We start from the raw sequence: 14,600 nt of genomic DNA, 5'->3' as shown, positions 1-14,600 counted from the left end.
CGACAGACACTCTACTAACAACGAGGAGCGCACTATGAAACTACTAAAAGCGAGAGTATTTAAACCCGCCATTATTGCTGCCGCCATCAGCGCCAGCTTCACCACCCATGGGCTGGACGAAGGCTTCTCCATTGAGGAGGTTGTGGTAACCGCCCAAAAGCGGGCGCAATCTGTGGCGGATATCGGTGTTACCGTCACTGCGTTTGGAGAGAACGACATCAAAGAATTGGGCTTTGAAAAACCCTCGGATGTTGCTGCACAAACGCCAGGGCTGTCCACAGCCAATGCCACATCCAGCGGCACTCCGATTTTCGCCATTCGGGGCATCGGGCTGGACGATTTTAACAGCAACAACACCAGCGGCGTTGGGGTCTACATTGACGAAGTGCTGGCGGCTTATCCCGTATTTCTGAACGGCCAGCTGTTCGATGTGGAACGGGTTGAAGTGCTCAAGGGGCCTCAGGGAACCCTCTATGGAAAGAATACGACAGGTGGCGCGATTAACTACGTATCGGTGAAGCCGGGTGAGGAATTTGAAGGCTATCTCAGTACCGGACTCTCTCGCTGGAACCATGTGCAACTGGAAGGCGCCGTCAGTGTACCGCTCAGTGATACTGTCAGTACCCGACTGGCTTTTGTAACAGCCCAGGGGGACGGATGGCAAAAAGATCTGGACAACGGCCGTGAGTTTGGTGATGCCGATCGCTCGGCGGTGCGCGCTCTGACCCGATTCGATCTGGGTGAGTCTGCGGAACTGCTACTGAATATTCACTACAGCAAAGACGAGAGTACACCCGTTTCGCCGCAAAATATCACTATTGATGATGTCTTTGGTTTGCCGGCGGGAGTGGTTGGTATAAGTGATGATGATCCGACCAAAGTGCGCGCGGGTGATCTGCACCTGAGCCGCTCGGAGGAAGGCTACGGCGCTGCGGCCACGCTTACCGTGGACTTTGATCATTTCTCCCTGACCTCGATCACTTCGATGGATACTTATGAACGCACAGTGGTTGATAACTACGATGGAGTGGCCCTGAGCAGTGGTGATTTTCATTTTGATGACGAATTCGACGTTTATACTCAGGAGCTGCGCTTAACCTCCAGTGACAGTGATGGCTTTCACTGGGTGGGCGGACTTGTTGTTTCCTACGACGAGGTTGATGCCCGCACCATGGCCAATGCGGGTGATCTCATTGATGGCATTATCGGCCCGGGTGTGGTGGACAACGCCCGCAGCCTTTCAGAATACACGCAAAGCACCACCTCTCTGGGGGCCTATATTCATACCGAAACCGATTTGACAGAAGCCATGACGCTGACGGTGGGGCTTCGTTATTCTCAAGACAAACGGGAATTTGATGGTGACTCTGTCGATCTGGACGGCTGGAATGCGCTCTTCGGCGGTTCACCCGCACCGGTACCGGGCATGACGATTGCGACTCTTGATGACAGCCGCACGGAGCGTAATGTATCCGGAAAAGTGGGCCTGGATTACGCCATTGATCAGGACTGGTTGATCTACGGCAATGTGGCGACCAGCTACAAGGCGGGGCTTTTTTATGGCTCTCCAGCGGGCTCTTCAGAGGCATTATCCTACGTTGAACCGGAAGAAGTGCTGTCCTACGAGTTGGGCTTTAAGGGTGCGATGCTGGACAATACCATGCAGATCACCGGTGCCTGGTATCGTTACGAGTACGATGATCGGCAGTCTTTGGTGATCGCCAATAGCCCTACCATACCCGGTTTTATTTTCGCCACGCTTGGTAACATTACCGAGTCAGAGATCTCCGGGGGCGAATTGGAATTCCGCTGGTTGCCCCTGCAGCAGTTGGATATTCGTGCCGGGGTTTCCTATATCGACAGTGAGGTCAGTGGTGATGTTGAGGATATTCGCGGCCTCTCGCTGGCTCAGCCGATTGAGGCGGGGGTGGATTTGGCCCAAGCCCCTCAATGGTCTTACAACGCAGTGGTGAGTTACGAGTTGCAACCGGTAGCTGGTTACCTGACCAAGGCACAGCTGCAATATAGCTGGACCGATGAGCAGTTTGGTGCTCTGGCAGATCCGCAAGCCAAATATGGCGAAGTGGAAAACCTGGGGTTACGGTTAATGGTTGAGCCAGAAGACGGCCAGTGGCAGTTGTCCGCCTGGGTGGACAATCTCGAAAACCGTAACGCCACCACCTATTCTTTTACCAGCCCTGAAGGTGGTCGTGTGGTTTACCGGCAGATGCCCAGGAATTATGGTCTGGAGTTAAGTTTCCACTTCTGATGCCTATTGTTTGCCTGTCCAGGGGGCTCCCAATCTAATGGGTAAGGGCCGTTCGTCTGGCTTCGATGATGCTCAAAAGCAAGTAGAAGCCAAACGCAACGGCCAGAGTCCATTTAAGTCCCCAGTGCAGTATCAGCAAGACGGTTATAATGGCACTGATCACAGAGGCACAACCATTTATACCCCAGGCCCAGGGTATCTGGTCGGGCGCCAGTTGGGCCAAGCGGCTCAGACCCATGGGCATCGGCATACCCATTAACCAGGCCAGTGGCGCCACCACCAGTGTGGATACGGTCAGTTTCCCGATCAATGACCAGTGGTCCAGCAGATCAAACAATTCCGGTAGTGCCAGACAATAGACAAACCCCAGTAGGCTGGTTAGTGCCGGTACCCAGCTTATGGCGTCCGGACAACGTTGCAGAACCCGCTTGCTACTGAGACTGCCCAATCCCGCGAAGACCAGCACGCTGCCCATTGTCACTGCGGCAGATAATGTTGGCGTACTCAAAAACAATACCAGCCACTGCAGCAATGCAATTTCCACCATCAAAAACCCCAAACCGATAGCGCCAAAATAGTACAAGGTCTGGAAGCTGGTGCCGGAGCTGCCTAATCGGCTGAGTGGGGTCAGCACCAGAATGATGGACATACACGAAGCGATTAACAATGCCAGTATCAGCACCGGGTAACCGCGGCTGATCAGTGTCAGGCCGCCGGACTCCCTGGCATTCCATAGTGGCTTTAGGGTTTTCCATCGGACAAATCGAAAAAAGTAGGGCTGATCATCGGTGCTCGCGCTGATATCGAAAGGGTAGGCCTGAACAAAATTCTCTCGATCCGTGCTCAGCAGGGCCATTGTTGTGGTGTGAAATTCGGGTTTCAAGAGGCGATTAAAACGATTGGTTTCTGCGGGAAGGATGCCGGGATAATAGACGACATCGAAACCCTGATGCTTTGCAAAGGCCTGAGTTGTTTGAATTTGCGCAGGCGATAATTCCGAACGGCTGACAAACAGACTGACCCGATTCCAGCTGCGCAAGATCAGCAGGTGTCTGGAGGCGGCAGTGATCGATTGGTTATTGAGTGCGTCCAACAAGGTGTTGAGTAGTTTGGGTGCCATTCTCGTGGGCAGTTGAACTTCCGAGTTGATGACCAAAAACCCACCCGGACTCAGGTGTCGCCAGTAGGTTTCGAAGGCTTCCCGGGTTAAGCGGTATTCCGGCACCAGTGCATGACCGAAACGAGACACCGTGGGAAGTTTTATCAGATCGTAGGTGAGTGAAATGTCGCCGTGATCGGGACTGCGGGAAAGATATCCGCGTACCGTAGCATGATGATAGTTTAACGACGGCGTCCCCGCGTCTTTGGGGAGGTGGTTGATCATTAACTCCAATAGTTGTCGGTTGGGTTCCACAATGTCGATTCGACTCCTCCCCATTTCTCTGGTCTGGAGAAGATCGCCGTTGCCGTAGAATCCGATAAGCAGAACTCGGGGAGATTTCGATGACTCTGACAACTGGAAAGCAAGCGCGTCAGGGCTATGTCGCAAAAAACCATAGCTGCGGTTCTGTTGAGCGCTGAGGTTAACGGCAAATGGTCCGTCGCCGTCAACAAATAAACCCAACTGCTTTGGTATGGGGTGTTGATTGTGAAAGCTCAACCCGGGTGTGATTCGCAAGGGGACGACCGGGCTCTGTAACAACGCCAGCCAACCAAAAGGGCTGTGTCTTTGTTCCCGGATTGTGGTTTCCGGTAATCGCAGGGCCTGAGTCAAAGGTTTATAGGACGTCGGCTGCAGTTTGGTAACTAGGGGTGCCAATGCCAAGAGAATTATACAGACAGAGACATTCACGATTTGTGGCCGATAGCAATGTTCCAGCTTCCAGTGCCACTGTGTTAAGGCCAGAACTGGTATCAGAAACAGCACCAATAGCCAGACCAGATCACCCGGTCCCAGGAAATAGAGTGCCAGGCTAGCGGCAATGGCGCCAATACCGGCACCCACAAGATCAGCCGCATAGAGACTGTTAATATGCGCCGGAAACCGTCGTAAGGTCAGTGCGATAACAGTGGCTGCGAAAAAAAACGGAATCAACAAACACAAATAAATGCCCAGCAGTCGCAGCCATTGCCAGGGATCCCAGAATATCTCCAGGCTGTTAAAGTCCAAATGTTGGGAGAGCCAGGCGCAAACGGGGCAGCCAAGCGCAAAGGCGAGCGTGGCGGTGGCAATCACTCTTGTGTAGTGACGCTGGAAAGCGTCAATCCAGATCGTGATCAGGCTACCACTGACTCCGTGCGCCAGTAATGCCAGGCTGACCACTAAAAAGGCGAAGTGGTACCACTGAACGATAGACAGCCAACGTATAAGCAAAATTTCGTAGGCAATGGTGGCACCGGAGATCGTGAACATCAGCAGCCATGGAGGCGTAACGGCAGAGCCGATACTGGCAATTTGGCGCTCCCCCACCGCCATATCAGTGCTTTCCGGTCAAAGGAACAAACTGCACCGGTAGAATCTGGCGGGATTGAATTTCCCCTTCCGACCGTTTTTCAATCAATACCAGGTGTTGCACCGAAAACAAATCGCCGACGGGAAGAATCATCCTGCCGCCCACCTTCAGTTGTTTGATCAGCGGCGGAGGTATCTGATTGCCGGCGGCGGTGACAATAATGCTGTCAAACGGTGCCTTGTCCGGCCAGCCGTAGTAACCGTCGCCCGCGCGAACTTTAATGTTGTCGTAGCCCAGGGTGTTGAGTCTTTCTCTGGCTTCTTCCGCGAGGTCTGCAATGATTTCCATGGTGTAGACCTGGCGCACCAGCTCTGACATCACCGCTGCCTGATAACCCGAGCCCGTGCCTACCTCCAGCACCACATGCTGCGGTTGCGGATCGAGGAGGTCGGTCATCAAAGCTACAATATAGGGTTGCGATATGGTCTGCCCGTGGCCAATTGGCAGAGGACGATTGTGATAGGCAAACAATTTGAGATGCATGGGCACGAAACGATGGCGCGGAACTTTGTCCAGCGCCATCAGTACGCGAGCGTCGATAAAGGGTTTACCGATATAGTCAGCGGTATCGCGTGTCATGGCGCGCACCGCGTTCAGCATCTCTGCCCTGCGGCTGTCCCAGTCAATGGCAAAAGTGGGAGAAGCCTGGCCCAAGCAGACCCCTATCAATAGCGGCGGCAACCACCTGAGCCAGCGTCTGGCTCGAATCTTACTCGCTCGGCGGCCGGTATCCCGATGCGTTGGCTTTGCCCATAGCATCCATCGCCTCCTCGTTGGTAATCAGTGGCGTGGTTTTAAACGACTTTAAGGCACCGGAGGCGGAACAGGCCAGGGAGAAAGCGGCGGCACTGACATTATCCGGCAACTCCAGGAGAGCCACGCCATCATATTCACCCAGTGCAAACCAGGAACCTGTAATACTGCCGCCCAGGTTTTCGATCACCGGCTGGATAGCGTCGCGTCGGCTCTGGGGGTTGTGCATCATGGAAGCCCAGGCTTCCGGGGTGTAGGTGACTTGAATTAAGAAGTGGGCCATCTAAGCTCTCCTGTGGGCATGTTAGAAATGATGGGTAATTCCCATCTTAACTATAGGCAATTTGCCGGACTTTGAGGTGTGTTCTGCCATGAGTTCTGAGTTGCTGGATATCAGAGTCGACCGTGCACTTCGCGAAACGGATCGAGCACACTTTATGCCGGCCAGTGTGCGTCATATGGCGGACGTGGATGGCGCCATTCCCATTGGCTATGACCAGACCATCAGTCAGCCCTATACCGTCAGAAACATGTTGCTATGGTTGGCGCCTGAGCGTGGTGATCGTATTCTCGACGTGGGCTCCGGCTCCGGCTGGTCAACGGCATTGCTATCGCATTTGGTCGGGCCTGAGGGTACCGTGCTGGCAGTCGAGCGCATTGCGGAGCTGAAAGTGTTTGGCGAAAACAACTGCCTGTCTTACGGATGTTCGAACGTGACCTTCTACCTGGCCGGAGAAGAACTGGGTTTGCCGCAGCTCGCACCCTTTGACCGTATCCTGGTCAGTGCAGCGGCGCCGGTTTTACCGGCAGCCTTGCTGGATCAACTGGGAGATGGCGGGAAGCTCGTGATTCCCGTCGGCAACAGCATTCTGGAGATTGCCAAAGATGGTTTTGGACAAATCGATTACGAGCGGGATCACTATGGTTATACCTTCGTTCCCCTGCACCTGCCGGAATAACTCCAGTTAACCCTTTCTATAGTCACCAGGTGTCTGCCCCGTCCAGCGCTTGAATGCTCGATTAAATGCACTGGGCTCTGAAAAACCGGTATTGATGGCAATTTGGTTGATGGCCAGGTCGGTTTGGCAAAGCTGGTAAACAGCCAAGTCCCGACGTACGGCCTCTTTGATGGAGGCATAGGAGCTGCCCTCGTTTTTTAACCGGCGTCGCAGGGTTTCCGGAGTGAGGGAGAACTCATGGGCAATCGCTTTCAAAGGCAGTGCATCCACATTGTCAGACTGACGCAACAGGCGACGAATGCGACCGGTGTAGCTTCTGTCAACGCGGTGCGTGGTCATCAGATTTGGAATGACGGCCGCGAATTCCGGGATATCCTTGGGTTTTTTGGCGATGGGCAGGGTGAGAAACCGGCGCGCAAACACCAATCGAATACAGGGCTGATCGAAATAGAACTGGCTCGGAAACATATCCGGGTAGTCTTCCGCGACGTGCGAGAAAGGAAAGGGCAGATCGAGCCGTTCCAGCAGCAGAGATTTGTCCATCATCCAGCTGGCCCAGCGTACAAAGAAGAACACGAACCAAGTGATAAAGCTGGCGCACTGAAGCAGATAGCGGTCGGTAAAATCGATGTTAATGATCGCCAGTTCATCTTCACCCAGTTTGTTTTCATAGTGAAGTTTGAACCGACACTCGTCATGCAGCAGACACCAGTAACGCCCCCAACGATTGATGGCTTCCTCGATATCTGAGGCATGGATGGCCACATGTAAGGACATTTCAATGCCACCGGGAAGGGTCGAGCGCTGGAAGAACCCCAGAGTTTCATCATTGAGTGTACGGGAGATGGCCGTGAGCAACTCTCCCGCTTTTTCAGCGGGAAACCGACTTTCCTGCTGTTCGAGGATCGCCGGGTTCATGCCTATCGAGGCGACAATATCCTTTGGGTCTACACCTCGTCGCCGACAGCCATCGAGAAAGGAGTTGACGGCGTTCATATGCAGTGAGGCGATCTTGAGCATGGAGATAACATCGTGTTTAAAAAAGCCGATGTTATCGAACAGGCTCATAGGGTCAAGCTTACCGGACAAAAGTTTCAGGAGTAGCCGATCATCAATCCGAAAATTGGAAGAGCGTGGTGTGAGCCATGGTTTCTCCAGCCTTTAATACCGGACTGGGAAATCCAGTTTGGTTGGGAGAATCCGGATAGAACTGGGTTTCCAGGCAGATGCCCTCATGGCTGCCGTGAAAGCCGGTTTTACCCAACGCGTTACCGGTATAACACTGAATGCCAGGCAGGGTGCTGGACACCAGCAGCCGCAGCTCGCTGTCCGGGCAATAGAGTTCAGCGCTTGGCAGCATCGCTCCGCTGCGACCCCTGGCCCAGTTGTGATCAAAGCCATCGGTGGCTTGCAGTGCGGCTATTTCTCCATTCAGGCAGGGCGCCAGTGAGTGCAGCTGGCGCAAATCAAATACCGTATTCTCAACGGGAGCGATCTCGCCGGTTGGAATCAGTTCGGCGTCTACCGGCGTATAGTGATCGGCAGCTATGCGCAGCTGGTGACTGCTGATATCGCCGTGCCCGGCCAGATTGAAATAGCTGTGGTTGGTCAGACCGACAATGGTGTCCTGATCACTGCGGGCACGCCACTGGACTTCAAGCCCGTTATCGTCGTTTAACAGGTAGCGCAGTTCCACACTCAGGTTGCCCGGGTAGCCCTGATCACCGTCCTCGCTGGAAAGCGTCAGCACAACGTAGTGCTCTGCCTTCTCCTGCAGTTGCCAGATGCGATCAGCAAACCCGTGGCCCCCGTGCAAATGATGCTTGCCATTATTGGCTGGCAGTTCAAACACTTTACCATTGAGAGTGAATCTCGCATCTCCTATGCGATTGCAGTAGCGCCCGGCGATAGCGCCGTGAAACATGGCATCCTGCAGATAGGTCTCCGGGTGATCAAAGCCCAGAATCGTATTGATGGTACCGTATCGTCGGGTTGGGATATTGAGCTCGGTCAGGCGGGCACCGAAATTCAGAACGCAAACGGAAGCCCCCTGTTGGTTTTGGAGGCGAAACTGGCGCAATTCGGAGGCTTCGACGGAAGGATTTTGAATCATAGGATTTGAACAACAGGCGCTGAGTGATCGTGGATGGCGTAGGGCCTTTAAAGTGACAGATTACGGGGCTTGGCTGGCAGGCACTACCGTCGGCTTACCCCTTAGCTGGTATGCACTTATCGAGCGACTAAAATATCATCAATTGACAGCGCTGTCATTTGGTCATAGCATAGCCCTCTTGCTCATAGTTTAAGTGCCGCATTCAGAGAGGTTTGATCATGTTTCCTTGGCTTGTCGCTGATATCGGTGGGACCAATGCCCGTTTCAGTCTGGTAACAGACAGCACCGATGGTCGCTACCAACTGACACAGACGCGGGATCTGCGTACGGGTGATTATCCTACCTTTGAGCAGTGCGTGACGGCCTACCTTGACCACATTGAGGGCGATAGACCCACCCGAGCCTGTATCGCCGTTGCCGGGCCCGTTACCGGTGATGAGGTGAAGCTGACCAATGTGGGCTGGGTGTTTTCCTGTGAAGGCGTCAAGCAACAGCTGGGCTTTGAGTGGTTTGAGGTATTAAATGACTTTGCCGCCCTGGCCTGTTCGGTAACTCACCTGGGTGATGAAGATCTGGTGACTATCGTCGACGGCCAGGCCCAGACAGCGACCAAAGCGATAGTGGGGCCTGGTACCGGGTTGGGCGTGGCGGCACTGATGCCCTATCGCAATCACTGGCTGCCGGTGCCCGGCGAAGGCGGGCACGTGGCCTACCCCCCCCAGACAGACCGTGAAGTCGCCGTGATGCAGGTGCTGCGCGAACAGGGTTATGTCTGCGCCGAGAAGCTGTTGTCTGGCATAGGCCTGGTCAATACCTTCAACGCATTGGCGCAGGTCGATGGTCGTGAGGAACGCACTGAGGAGCCAGCCGAGGTGACTCGTCGAGCCTTGGAAGACGGCCAGCCATTGGCGCTGGAAGCCCTGGAGCTGTTTTGCTGCGGTCTTGGAACGGTCGCCGGTGATGCTGTGGTCAACTACGCTGCCAAGGGCGGGCTCTATCTGGGCGGGGGCATTTTGCCGAGAATGGTTGAGTTCTTGAAAAGCAGTGGTTTCGCAAAGCGACTGCGCCATAAGGGCGTAATGTCGGGTTTATTCGACAATTTGCCCGTTTACCTGATCGTGCACAGCCATCCGGCGCTGATTGGTGCCGCCGCCTGGCTTGACGATAACCAGAGCGGATAACGGTCAATGCCCAAGTCGTCAGAACTCAAAGCGACCATCTATGATGTTGCCGAGCTGGCGGGAGTCTCGCTGAAGACGGTTTCCAGGGTCATCAACAAAGAGCCCAATGTTCGGGGCTCTACCCGGGATAAGGTTCACAAGGCCATTGAGCAGCTGCAGTACCAGCCCAGTCCATCGGCGCGCGGGCTGGCGGGCAGTAAATCCTTTCTGATTGCTCTGCTCTATTCCAACCCCAGTTCCAGCTACGTCACCCGAGCCCAGCAGGGCGCCTTGGAGGCCTGCGGCGCAGAGGGATTTGGACTGTTGATTCAGCCCTGTGACTACCAATCGCCTGATAGGGTTGGAGAGCTGTTACATCGTTTGAAAGAGTCGCGGGTGGACGGCGCGATCCTGACGCCTCCCTTATCCGATAACCCGCAGTTGCAGCAACGTCTGGCCGACGAGAATATTGCCTGTGTCTGCGTGGCGCCACGCACCGGTGAGCAGGGGGGCTTGAGCGTCTGCTGCGATGATGAAAGGGCCGCACAACAGATAACGGAACATCTGCTGGCTCAGGGGCACAGCCGGATTGGCCATATTTTGGGGCACCCGGACCACAGTGTGTCGCAGCAGCGGCTTAGGGGATATGAGCGGGCGCTATTGGCACAAGGCTTTGAGGTGGACCGGAGCTTGATACAGCAGGGCCGGTTCGACTTCGTCTCCGGCAAGCAATGTGCTGAGGAGCTGTTGGATCTGTCACAGCCACCCACGGCGATTTTTGCCAGCAGTGACGATATGGCTTGTGGGGCATTGGTGGCGGCTCATGAACGCGGTCTGAAATTGCCGGGGCAATTGTCCGTGGTCGGGTTTGATGATTCTCCCCAGGCGGCGCAATGCTGGCCGGCGCTGTCGACAGTTCGCCAGCCTATCAGCGAAATGGTTTCCAGCGCGGCTCGATTGTTAATCGGGGAGTTGCGCAAACAACCCCCTGACGATATCCAAAGCACCTTTCAGTGCCAGCTTCACCTGCGGGACTCGGTGTCACCGCCAGAATAAGCAGTCACTACATGCGAGCGTGTGCACCGCCGCTACTGGCTTTTTTATAGGCTGAAGGCGACTGACCGCTCCAGCGTATAAAGGCCCGCCGGAAGTTTGAGACATCGTGGAATCCCAGCAGGTCGGCGGTATTGTTTACCGAAATGGCCGGGTTACGCAGATAGGTCTCTGCCAGTTCCTGGCGCACTTCATCCAAAATCTTCTGGAAGGACACCTGCTCCTCGCGCAAACGCCGCCGGAAGGTGCGGGGACTCATATGGAAATGGTTGGCGCTCTGCTCCAGGCTGGGAAATTGCTGCTTGGCCCCCACCAGATATTCCCGCACCCGCGAATGCAGGCCTCCACTGTTGTCCATGCGAGACAGCAGCTCATCGCACTGCTGCTGATACAGCTTCAGCATGACCGGATTGGCGTACTCGGGTTTCTCTTCCATCAATTCGAGTGGTAGCACGATGCGATTGGAAGAGGCGCCGAAACTCACAGGAATGCCCAGAATCTGAGAGTAGCTGTCTGAGTACTCCGGCGGCTGATGCGACAGTTCCAACCTGGCGTCCAGGTGGTGAAGGTGCAAGAGGTGTTTAATGGAGCTTACTACCCCTGAAAAGAACACCTCACTGTCTCGAATGCGGTCAATCATCTGGTGTCGGGCCGGCCGGTACTCGATTGCCACATCGTCTCCTTCAATGCTGACATTCAACGATGCTTCGTTAAGCAACAGGCGATAATACTTGGTGAGGATCTCAATCACCTGGCGGATATTGCGACAGCTCATAACCGCGTAGCCAAACACCCCGTGAGAGGTGAGCGTCAGATGCTGGCCAAACCTCAGTGCGATGGCGGGTTCTCCCGTCAGCTCTGTGGCGGCTATAAACATGGTTTTGAACTGTTGGTCGCTGATGCGACTCTCGGGGTTGTTCAGGGTGGTTGGGTCCAGGCCGGTGCGCTGGAGCAGTTCGTGGCGGGAAGCCCCCAGTTGGCGTACTTCATCCAACAGGATGGCGGCGTAAGTAATTGGATAGTCTCGACTGTGCATGGCAAAGTCTCTTCTGGCTAGTGAGATGGGCATCCTTCCTGAATCTCGTGGCAAGCCTGCCTATCTCGATTCTTGTAATTTATTTTGTCGTTAGCCGGGGCAGTCCCGGAACCCCCATTGGGGATATCCCTCCGGTGTTGGCCGGAAATGACTGCCACCATGGCTGAAGATAACCTTGAGCGAGGTGCCATTGCAAGTAAAACTGGAAGCCCTGTTTTGACGGGGCAAAGCCTTGACTGGCCCAACCAGATGCCGCAAAGGCGTCTACGCTTACATTAAGAGAATAGCTGTTTATTGGAGATGTGCAGCACGGATTTGAGTCAGTTTTGGCAAGAAGCATAAATATACTAGGGAGGGATGAACGTGACGGCCAATTTTGTCGAGCACGCACCGAGCGATATTCGCTTTTTTGAACGGGCCGAAGCCATAGAGGTGGACCACACTGATATGGATCTGACCCGCTCCGCCGTTAACGAAGTGGCGGAAATCTTCAACACGCCGTTAACCGGCAGTTTCAATTGGGATTACCAGCTCAATGAGGATCGTATTCTGCAGCTCTACAAACTGGGTAAGGAGCTGAACTGGAACGCTGATCTGGACCTGGACTGGAGCAAGCCCATTGGCAATGCCCCGTTTGACGTCAGAGCATTCATCAGCGGCTTCTCGGAATATCAGCCCTTTCTGGATATGAGCCGGGAGCAACAGGAGGAATTCCTGCTCCATACGGAGGCCTGGACGGATTCCCAGTTCCTGCATGGCGAGCAGGGCGCGCTGTTGGTGGCCTCTCAACTGGTCTCCTGCGCCCCCACCTACAACGCCAAACTTTATGCGGCCTCACAGACCTTCGATGAAGCCCGTCACGTCGAAACGTTTAATCGCTTTTTACAGCAGAAAGCCGGCATCATGTACCCTATTGACGGGGCCCTGAAGAGCATTCTCGACAAGATCCTGACGGACCCTCGCTGGGATCTCAAATTCATCGGCATGCAGGTCATCATCGAGGGGCTTGCCCTGGCGGCCTTCAATACCACCATCGACTATGTGGAGCCCAATGGGCTGAAGAAGGACATGCTCGAATTGATCATTCGGGACGAGGCCAGGCATGTGGCGTTTGGTATTCACTACCTCAGCGAATATGTTCAGACGCTCTCTCAGGAAGAGCGCGAGGAGCGGGCACAATTTGCCTATGAGGCCTGTCTTGTCAGCCGGGAGCGATTGGTGCCAACCACCGTATTCCGGCATTTTGGCTGGGATGAGGAAGAGGCTCGCCAAGTGTTCCTGGCCGGTGGCGGTATGTCCCAATTCCGCAAGCTACTGTTTCAGAGAGTGGTGCCCAACCTGCGCAGGATAGGCCTGTTGACGGACGCGATCAGGCCCAAATTTGAGGAGCTGGGGATTCTGGAATTTGAGGATTTACCGGACGACTCTGAGGTGGATTGGGCAGCGCTGAGTAAGCCGCTTCATTCCTGATCCTCATGCACAGGGCCCACCTGGCAAGGTTGGCCCTTTAACCGGAACTGCACCCTACCCTGGCAGGGGGCATTCACGACTTCTTCAATTCATCCAGCAACCGCTCCCGTAACTCCGCCTCGATTTTGGGCAGATAAATCGCGATCACTTCATCCACCACAGATTGCAGGCGAGATTCGGGGATATCTTCTGGTAAGTTAGCCTTTACTTCGCTGTGAAGGTGCTCGGTCAGAGGCTTCGATGACTCTGGGGGTGGCAGTGGTGAATCCTTGATGATGTCCACCAGCGGCTTGTCGGTGTGCAATCGATCCCGGATATGTTTCGGCAGAAAGGGGTTTTCACCACTGGCCTTTGCCTGGGGGCGGGCGGCGTTGGTATCTGTGTCGTCGACCGCCACTTCGGGTGATTCGGCGTGTGGGGCGGCTGCTTCAGGGGCGTTGGGCGGAGCTTCAATTTCTGCAGCGTTGGACGGCGACGCGGGCGGCTCCTCAGCGTCGAAAAGGCTCTGTTGACCGGGCAGCACTCCATTCGGAAGGTTTTCCCCGGTCGCAACGGCAGGTGCGACAGCGTCAATGGTACCGGGGGAGACGCGCCCGGGGCTGACCGGGCCCTCGCGAGGAGCGTCATCGATCAGATCCTCCAGGTCGGATAAGTCCTCTTTTGGCACCTCCGTGTCAGCGCTGTTTTCGTCATGATGAAAAAACTTTTTCTCCAGACGGTCGAGCTGTGCCTCCTTCAAGGTTTCAAAATCCGGTTCCGACTCAGTGTTGATCGCGAGAGGGTCATCCAGTAAGGGGATGTCAAGATCCTCCAGATCCTCACTGCTAAAGGCATCATCGGCGGTAATCTCAGCCTCAACGCCATTGAGGGCAGCGGCGTCCAGCAACTGAGTTGCTTCCTCGGATTGAGGCGGTATGAATGCCTGGGTTGCCTCCAGCGACGGCGGCGGGGTGAAAACCTGGGTGGCCTCTTGTGAGGGAACAGGCTTAAATCGCCCGGTTTCTTCGTCAGAAGGCTGGGGCCTGAACACCTCAGTGGCGTCCCGCGACGCTTCGGGAGAATAGACTTCGGTCTCCGCCAGGTTGGCGTCAACCTCGTCACTCAGAGTGGGAATGTCGCTCCATTCTTCTTCATTCAAAAGATCTTTGATGGACTCCAGCTCACCGAGCAGTGCCTGCTTGGTGTGCTCGCTCCCTGCATCCGGCTGTTGGTTAGAGCCGGGACTAGACGGTGGAGGCCCCGGCCGTCTGTTTTTCGCCTTGCGTTTCGCCATA

12 protein-coding genes are annotated in these 14,600 nt (G+C 55.0%); 5 read left to right on the top strand and 7 right to left on the bottom strand.

Features of this window, described 5'->3' with window-relative positions; all coding sequences use genetic code 11:
- The first annotated feature begins 34 nt into the window (after nucleotides 1-34).
- Entirely contained in the window at nucleotides 35-2,269 is a 2,235-nt protein-coding gene (locus tag HBA55_RS18265) for a TonB-dependent receptor (protein ID WP_166994399.1), read from the top strand.
- A gap of 34 nt (nucleotides 2,270-2,303) precedes the next feature.
- Here the strand turns inward: HBA55_RS18265 and HBA55_RS18260 are convergent, their stop codons facing one another.
- The 3 genes from HBA55_RS18260 to HBA55_RS18250 are packed head-to-tail and all read right to left on the bottom strand — an operon-like array spanning nucleotide 2,304 to nucleotide 5,818.
- Nucleotides 2,304-4,745 carry a spermidine synthase family protein gene (locus tag HBA55_RS18260; protein WP_166994397.1) on the bottom strand — a complete coding sequence of 814 codons (2,442 nt, stop codon included), beginning with the start codon at nucleotides 4,743-4,745 and terminating at the stop codon, nucleotides 2,304-2,306.
- Nucleotide 4,746: 1 nt separating this feature from the next.
- Nucleotides 4,747-5,541 (bottom strand): protein-L-isoaspartate(D-aspartate) O-methyltransferase, encoded by a 795-nt coding sequence (locus tag HBA55_RS18255; protein ID WP_240946164.1) that lies wholly within the window; start codon nucleotides 5,539-5,541, stop codon nucleotides 4,747-4,749.
- Nucleotides 5,492-5,818, bottom strand: a complete 327-nt coding sequence (locus HBA55_RS18250; RefSeq protein WP_166994394.1) for a GYD domain-containing protein — start codon at nucleotides 5,816-5,818, stop codon at nucleotides 5,492-5,494. Before HBA55_RS18250 ends, HBA55_RS18255 begins: the two co-directional genes overlap by 50 nt.
- A gap of 88 nt (nucleotides 5,819-5,906) precedes the next feature.
- Between HBA55_RS18250 and HBA55_RS18245 the strand changes: the two genes are divergently transcribed.
- A complete protein-coding gene (locus HBA55_RS18245; RefSeq protein ID WP_206019866.1) occupies nucleotides 5,907-6,494 on the top strand; it encodes a protein-L-isoaspartate O-methyltransferase family protein in 588 nt (195 codons plus the stop codon).
- A 6-nt stretch (nucleotides 6,495-6,500) separates the two neighbouring features.
- Here the strand turns inward: HBA55_RS18245 and HBA55_RS18240 are convergent, their stop codons facing one another.
- Together HBA55_RS18240 and HBA55_RS18235 are read right to left on the bottom strand one after the other, a co-directional pair.
- Nucleotides 6,501-7,562, bottom strand: a complete 1,062-nt coding sequence (locus HBA55_RS18240) for an AraC family transcriptional regulator (protein ID WP_166994390.1) — start codon at nucleotides 7,560-7,562, stop codon at nucleotides 6,501-6,503.
- A gap of 43 nt (nucleotides 7,563-7,605) precedes the next feature.
- Nucleotides 7,606-8,607 (bottom strand): aldose epimerase family protein, encoded by a 1,002-nt coding sequence (locus HBA55_RS18235; protein ID WP_166994388.1) that lies wholly within the window; start codon nucleotides 8,605-8,607, stop codon nucleotides 7,606-7,608.
- A gap of 218 nt (nucleotides 8,608-8,825) precedes the next feature.
- On the opposite strand from HBA55_RS18235, the gene glk reads away from it, so the two are divergent.
- Together glk and HBA55_RS18225 are read left to right on the top strand one after the other, a co-directional pair.
- On the top strand, nucleotides 8,826-9,788 hold the full coding sequence (glk, locus tag HBA55_RS18230) for a glucokinase (RefSeq protein ID WP_166994386.1): 963 nt from the start codon (nucleotides 8,826-8,828) through the stop codon (nucleotides 9,786-9,788).
- Between the two features lie 6 nt (nucleotides 9,789-9,794).
- Nucleotides 9,795-10,823 carry a LacI family DNA-binding transcriptional regulator gene (locus tag HBA55_RS18225; RefSeq protein WP_166994384.1) on the top strand — a complete coding sequence of 343 codons (1,029 nt, stop codon included), beginning with the start codon at nucleotides 9,795-9,797 and terminating at the stop codon, nucleotides 10,821-10,823.
- Nucleotides 10,824-10,830: 7 nt separating this feature from the next.
- Here the strand turns inward: HBA55_RS18225 and HBA55_RS18220 are convergent, their stop codons facing one another.
- Complete coding sequence (locus tag HBA55_RS18220; protein WP_166994382.1) at nucleotides 10,831-11,889, bottom strand: AraC family transcriptional regulator; 1,059 nt, start codon at nucleotides 11,887-11,889, stop codon at nucleotides 10,831-10,833.
- A gap of 324 nt (nucleotides 11,890-12,213) precedes the next feature.
- Here HBA55_RS18220 and HBA55_RS18215 point away from each other — a divergent pair, with 324 nt between their 5' ends.
- The gene (locus HBA55_RS18215) at nucleotides 12,214-13,326 is read left to right on the top strand and encodes a ferritin-like domain-containing protein (RefSeq protein WP_166994380.1); all 1,113 of its coding nucleotides are present in this window, start codon (nucleotides 12,214-12,216) and stop codon (nucleotides 13,324-13,326) included.
- 73 nt (nucleotides 13,327-13,399) lie between these two features.
- Here the strand turns inward: HBA55_RS18215 and HBA55_RS18210 are convergent, their stop codons facing one another.
- Entirely contained in the window at nucleotides 13,400-14,599 is a 1,200-nt protein-coding gene (locus HBA55_RS18210) for a hypothetical protein (protein ID WP_166994378.1), read from the bottom strand.
- Nucleotide 14,600: the final 1 nt, after the last annotated feature.

This window comes from Pseudomaricurvus alkylphenolicus (assembly GCF_011683955.1).
GTDB classification, from domain to species: Bacteria; Pseudomonadota; Gammaproteobacteria; order Pseudomonadales; family Cellvibrionaceae; genus Pseudomaricurvus; species Pseudomaricurvus alkylphenolicus.
The sequence above is the reverse complement of the archived record's forward strand: the minus strand, read 5'-3'. Positions and strand labels throughout refer to the sequence as shown.

Excerpts from the sequence above, each read along its gene's own strand:
- HBA55_RS18220 (WP_166994382.1), bottom strand. The coding sequence starts at position 11,889 with ATGCCCATCTCACTAGCCAGAAGAGACTTTGCCATGCACAGTCGAGAC.
- HBA55_RS18210 (WP_166994378.1), bottom strand. The coding sequence starts at position 14,599 with ATGGCGAAACGCAAGGCGAAAAACAGACGGCCGGGGCCTCCACCGTCT.
- HBA55_RS18245 (WP_206019866.1), top strand. The coding sequence starts at position 5,907 with ATGAGTTCTGAGTTGCTGGATATCAGAGTCGACCGTGCACTTCGCGAA.
- HBA55_RS18250 (WP_166994394.1), bottom strand. The coding sequence starts at position 5,818 with ATGGCCCACTTCTTAATTCAAGTCACCTACACCCCGGAAGCCTGGGCT.
- glk (WP_166994386.1), top strand. The coding sequence starts at position 8,826 with ATGTTTCCTTGGCTTGTCGCTGATATCGGTGGGACCAATGCCCGTTTC.
- HBA55_RS18215 (WP_166994380.1), top strand. The coding sequence starts at position 12,214 with ATGAACGTGACGGCCAATTTTGTCGAGCACGCACCGAGCGATATTCGC.
- HBA55_RS18235 (WP_166994388.1), bottom strand. The coding sequence starts at position 8,607 with ATGATTCAAAATCCTTCCGTCGAAGCCTCCGAATTGCGCCAGTTTCGC.
- HBA55_RS18240 (WP_166994390.1), bottom strand. The coding sequence starts at position 7,562 with ATGAGCCTGTTCGATAACATCGGCTTTTTTAAACACGATGTTATCTCC.
- HBA55_RS18260 (WP_166994397.1), bottom strand. The coding sequence starts at position 4,745 with ATGGCGGTGGGGGAGCGCCAAATTGCCAGTATCGGCTCTGCCGTTACG.
- HBA55_RS18225 (WP_166994384.1), top strand. The coding sequence starts at position 9,795 with ATGCCCAAGTCGTCAGAACTCAAAGCGACCATCTATGATGTTGCCGAG.
- HBA55_RS18265 (WP_166994399.1), top strand. The coding sequence starts at position 35 with ATGAAACTACTAAAAGCGAGAGTATTTAAACCCGCCATTATTGCTGCC.
- HBA55_RS18255 (WP_240946164.1), bottom strand. The coding sequence starts at position 5,541 with ATGCTATGGGCAAAGCCAACGCATCGGGATACCGGCCGCCGAGCGAGT.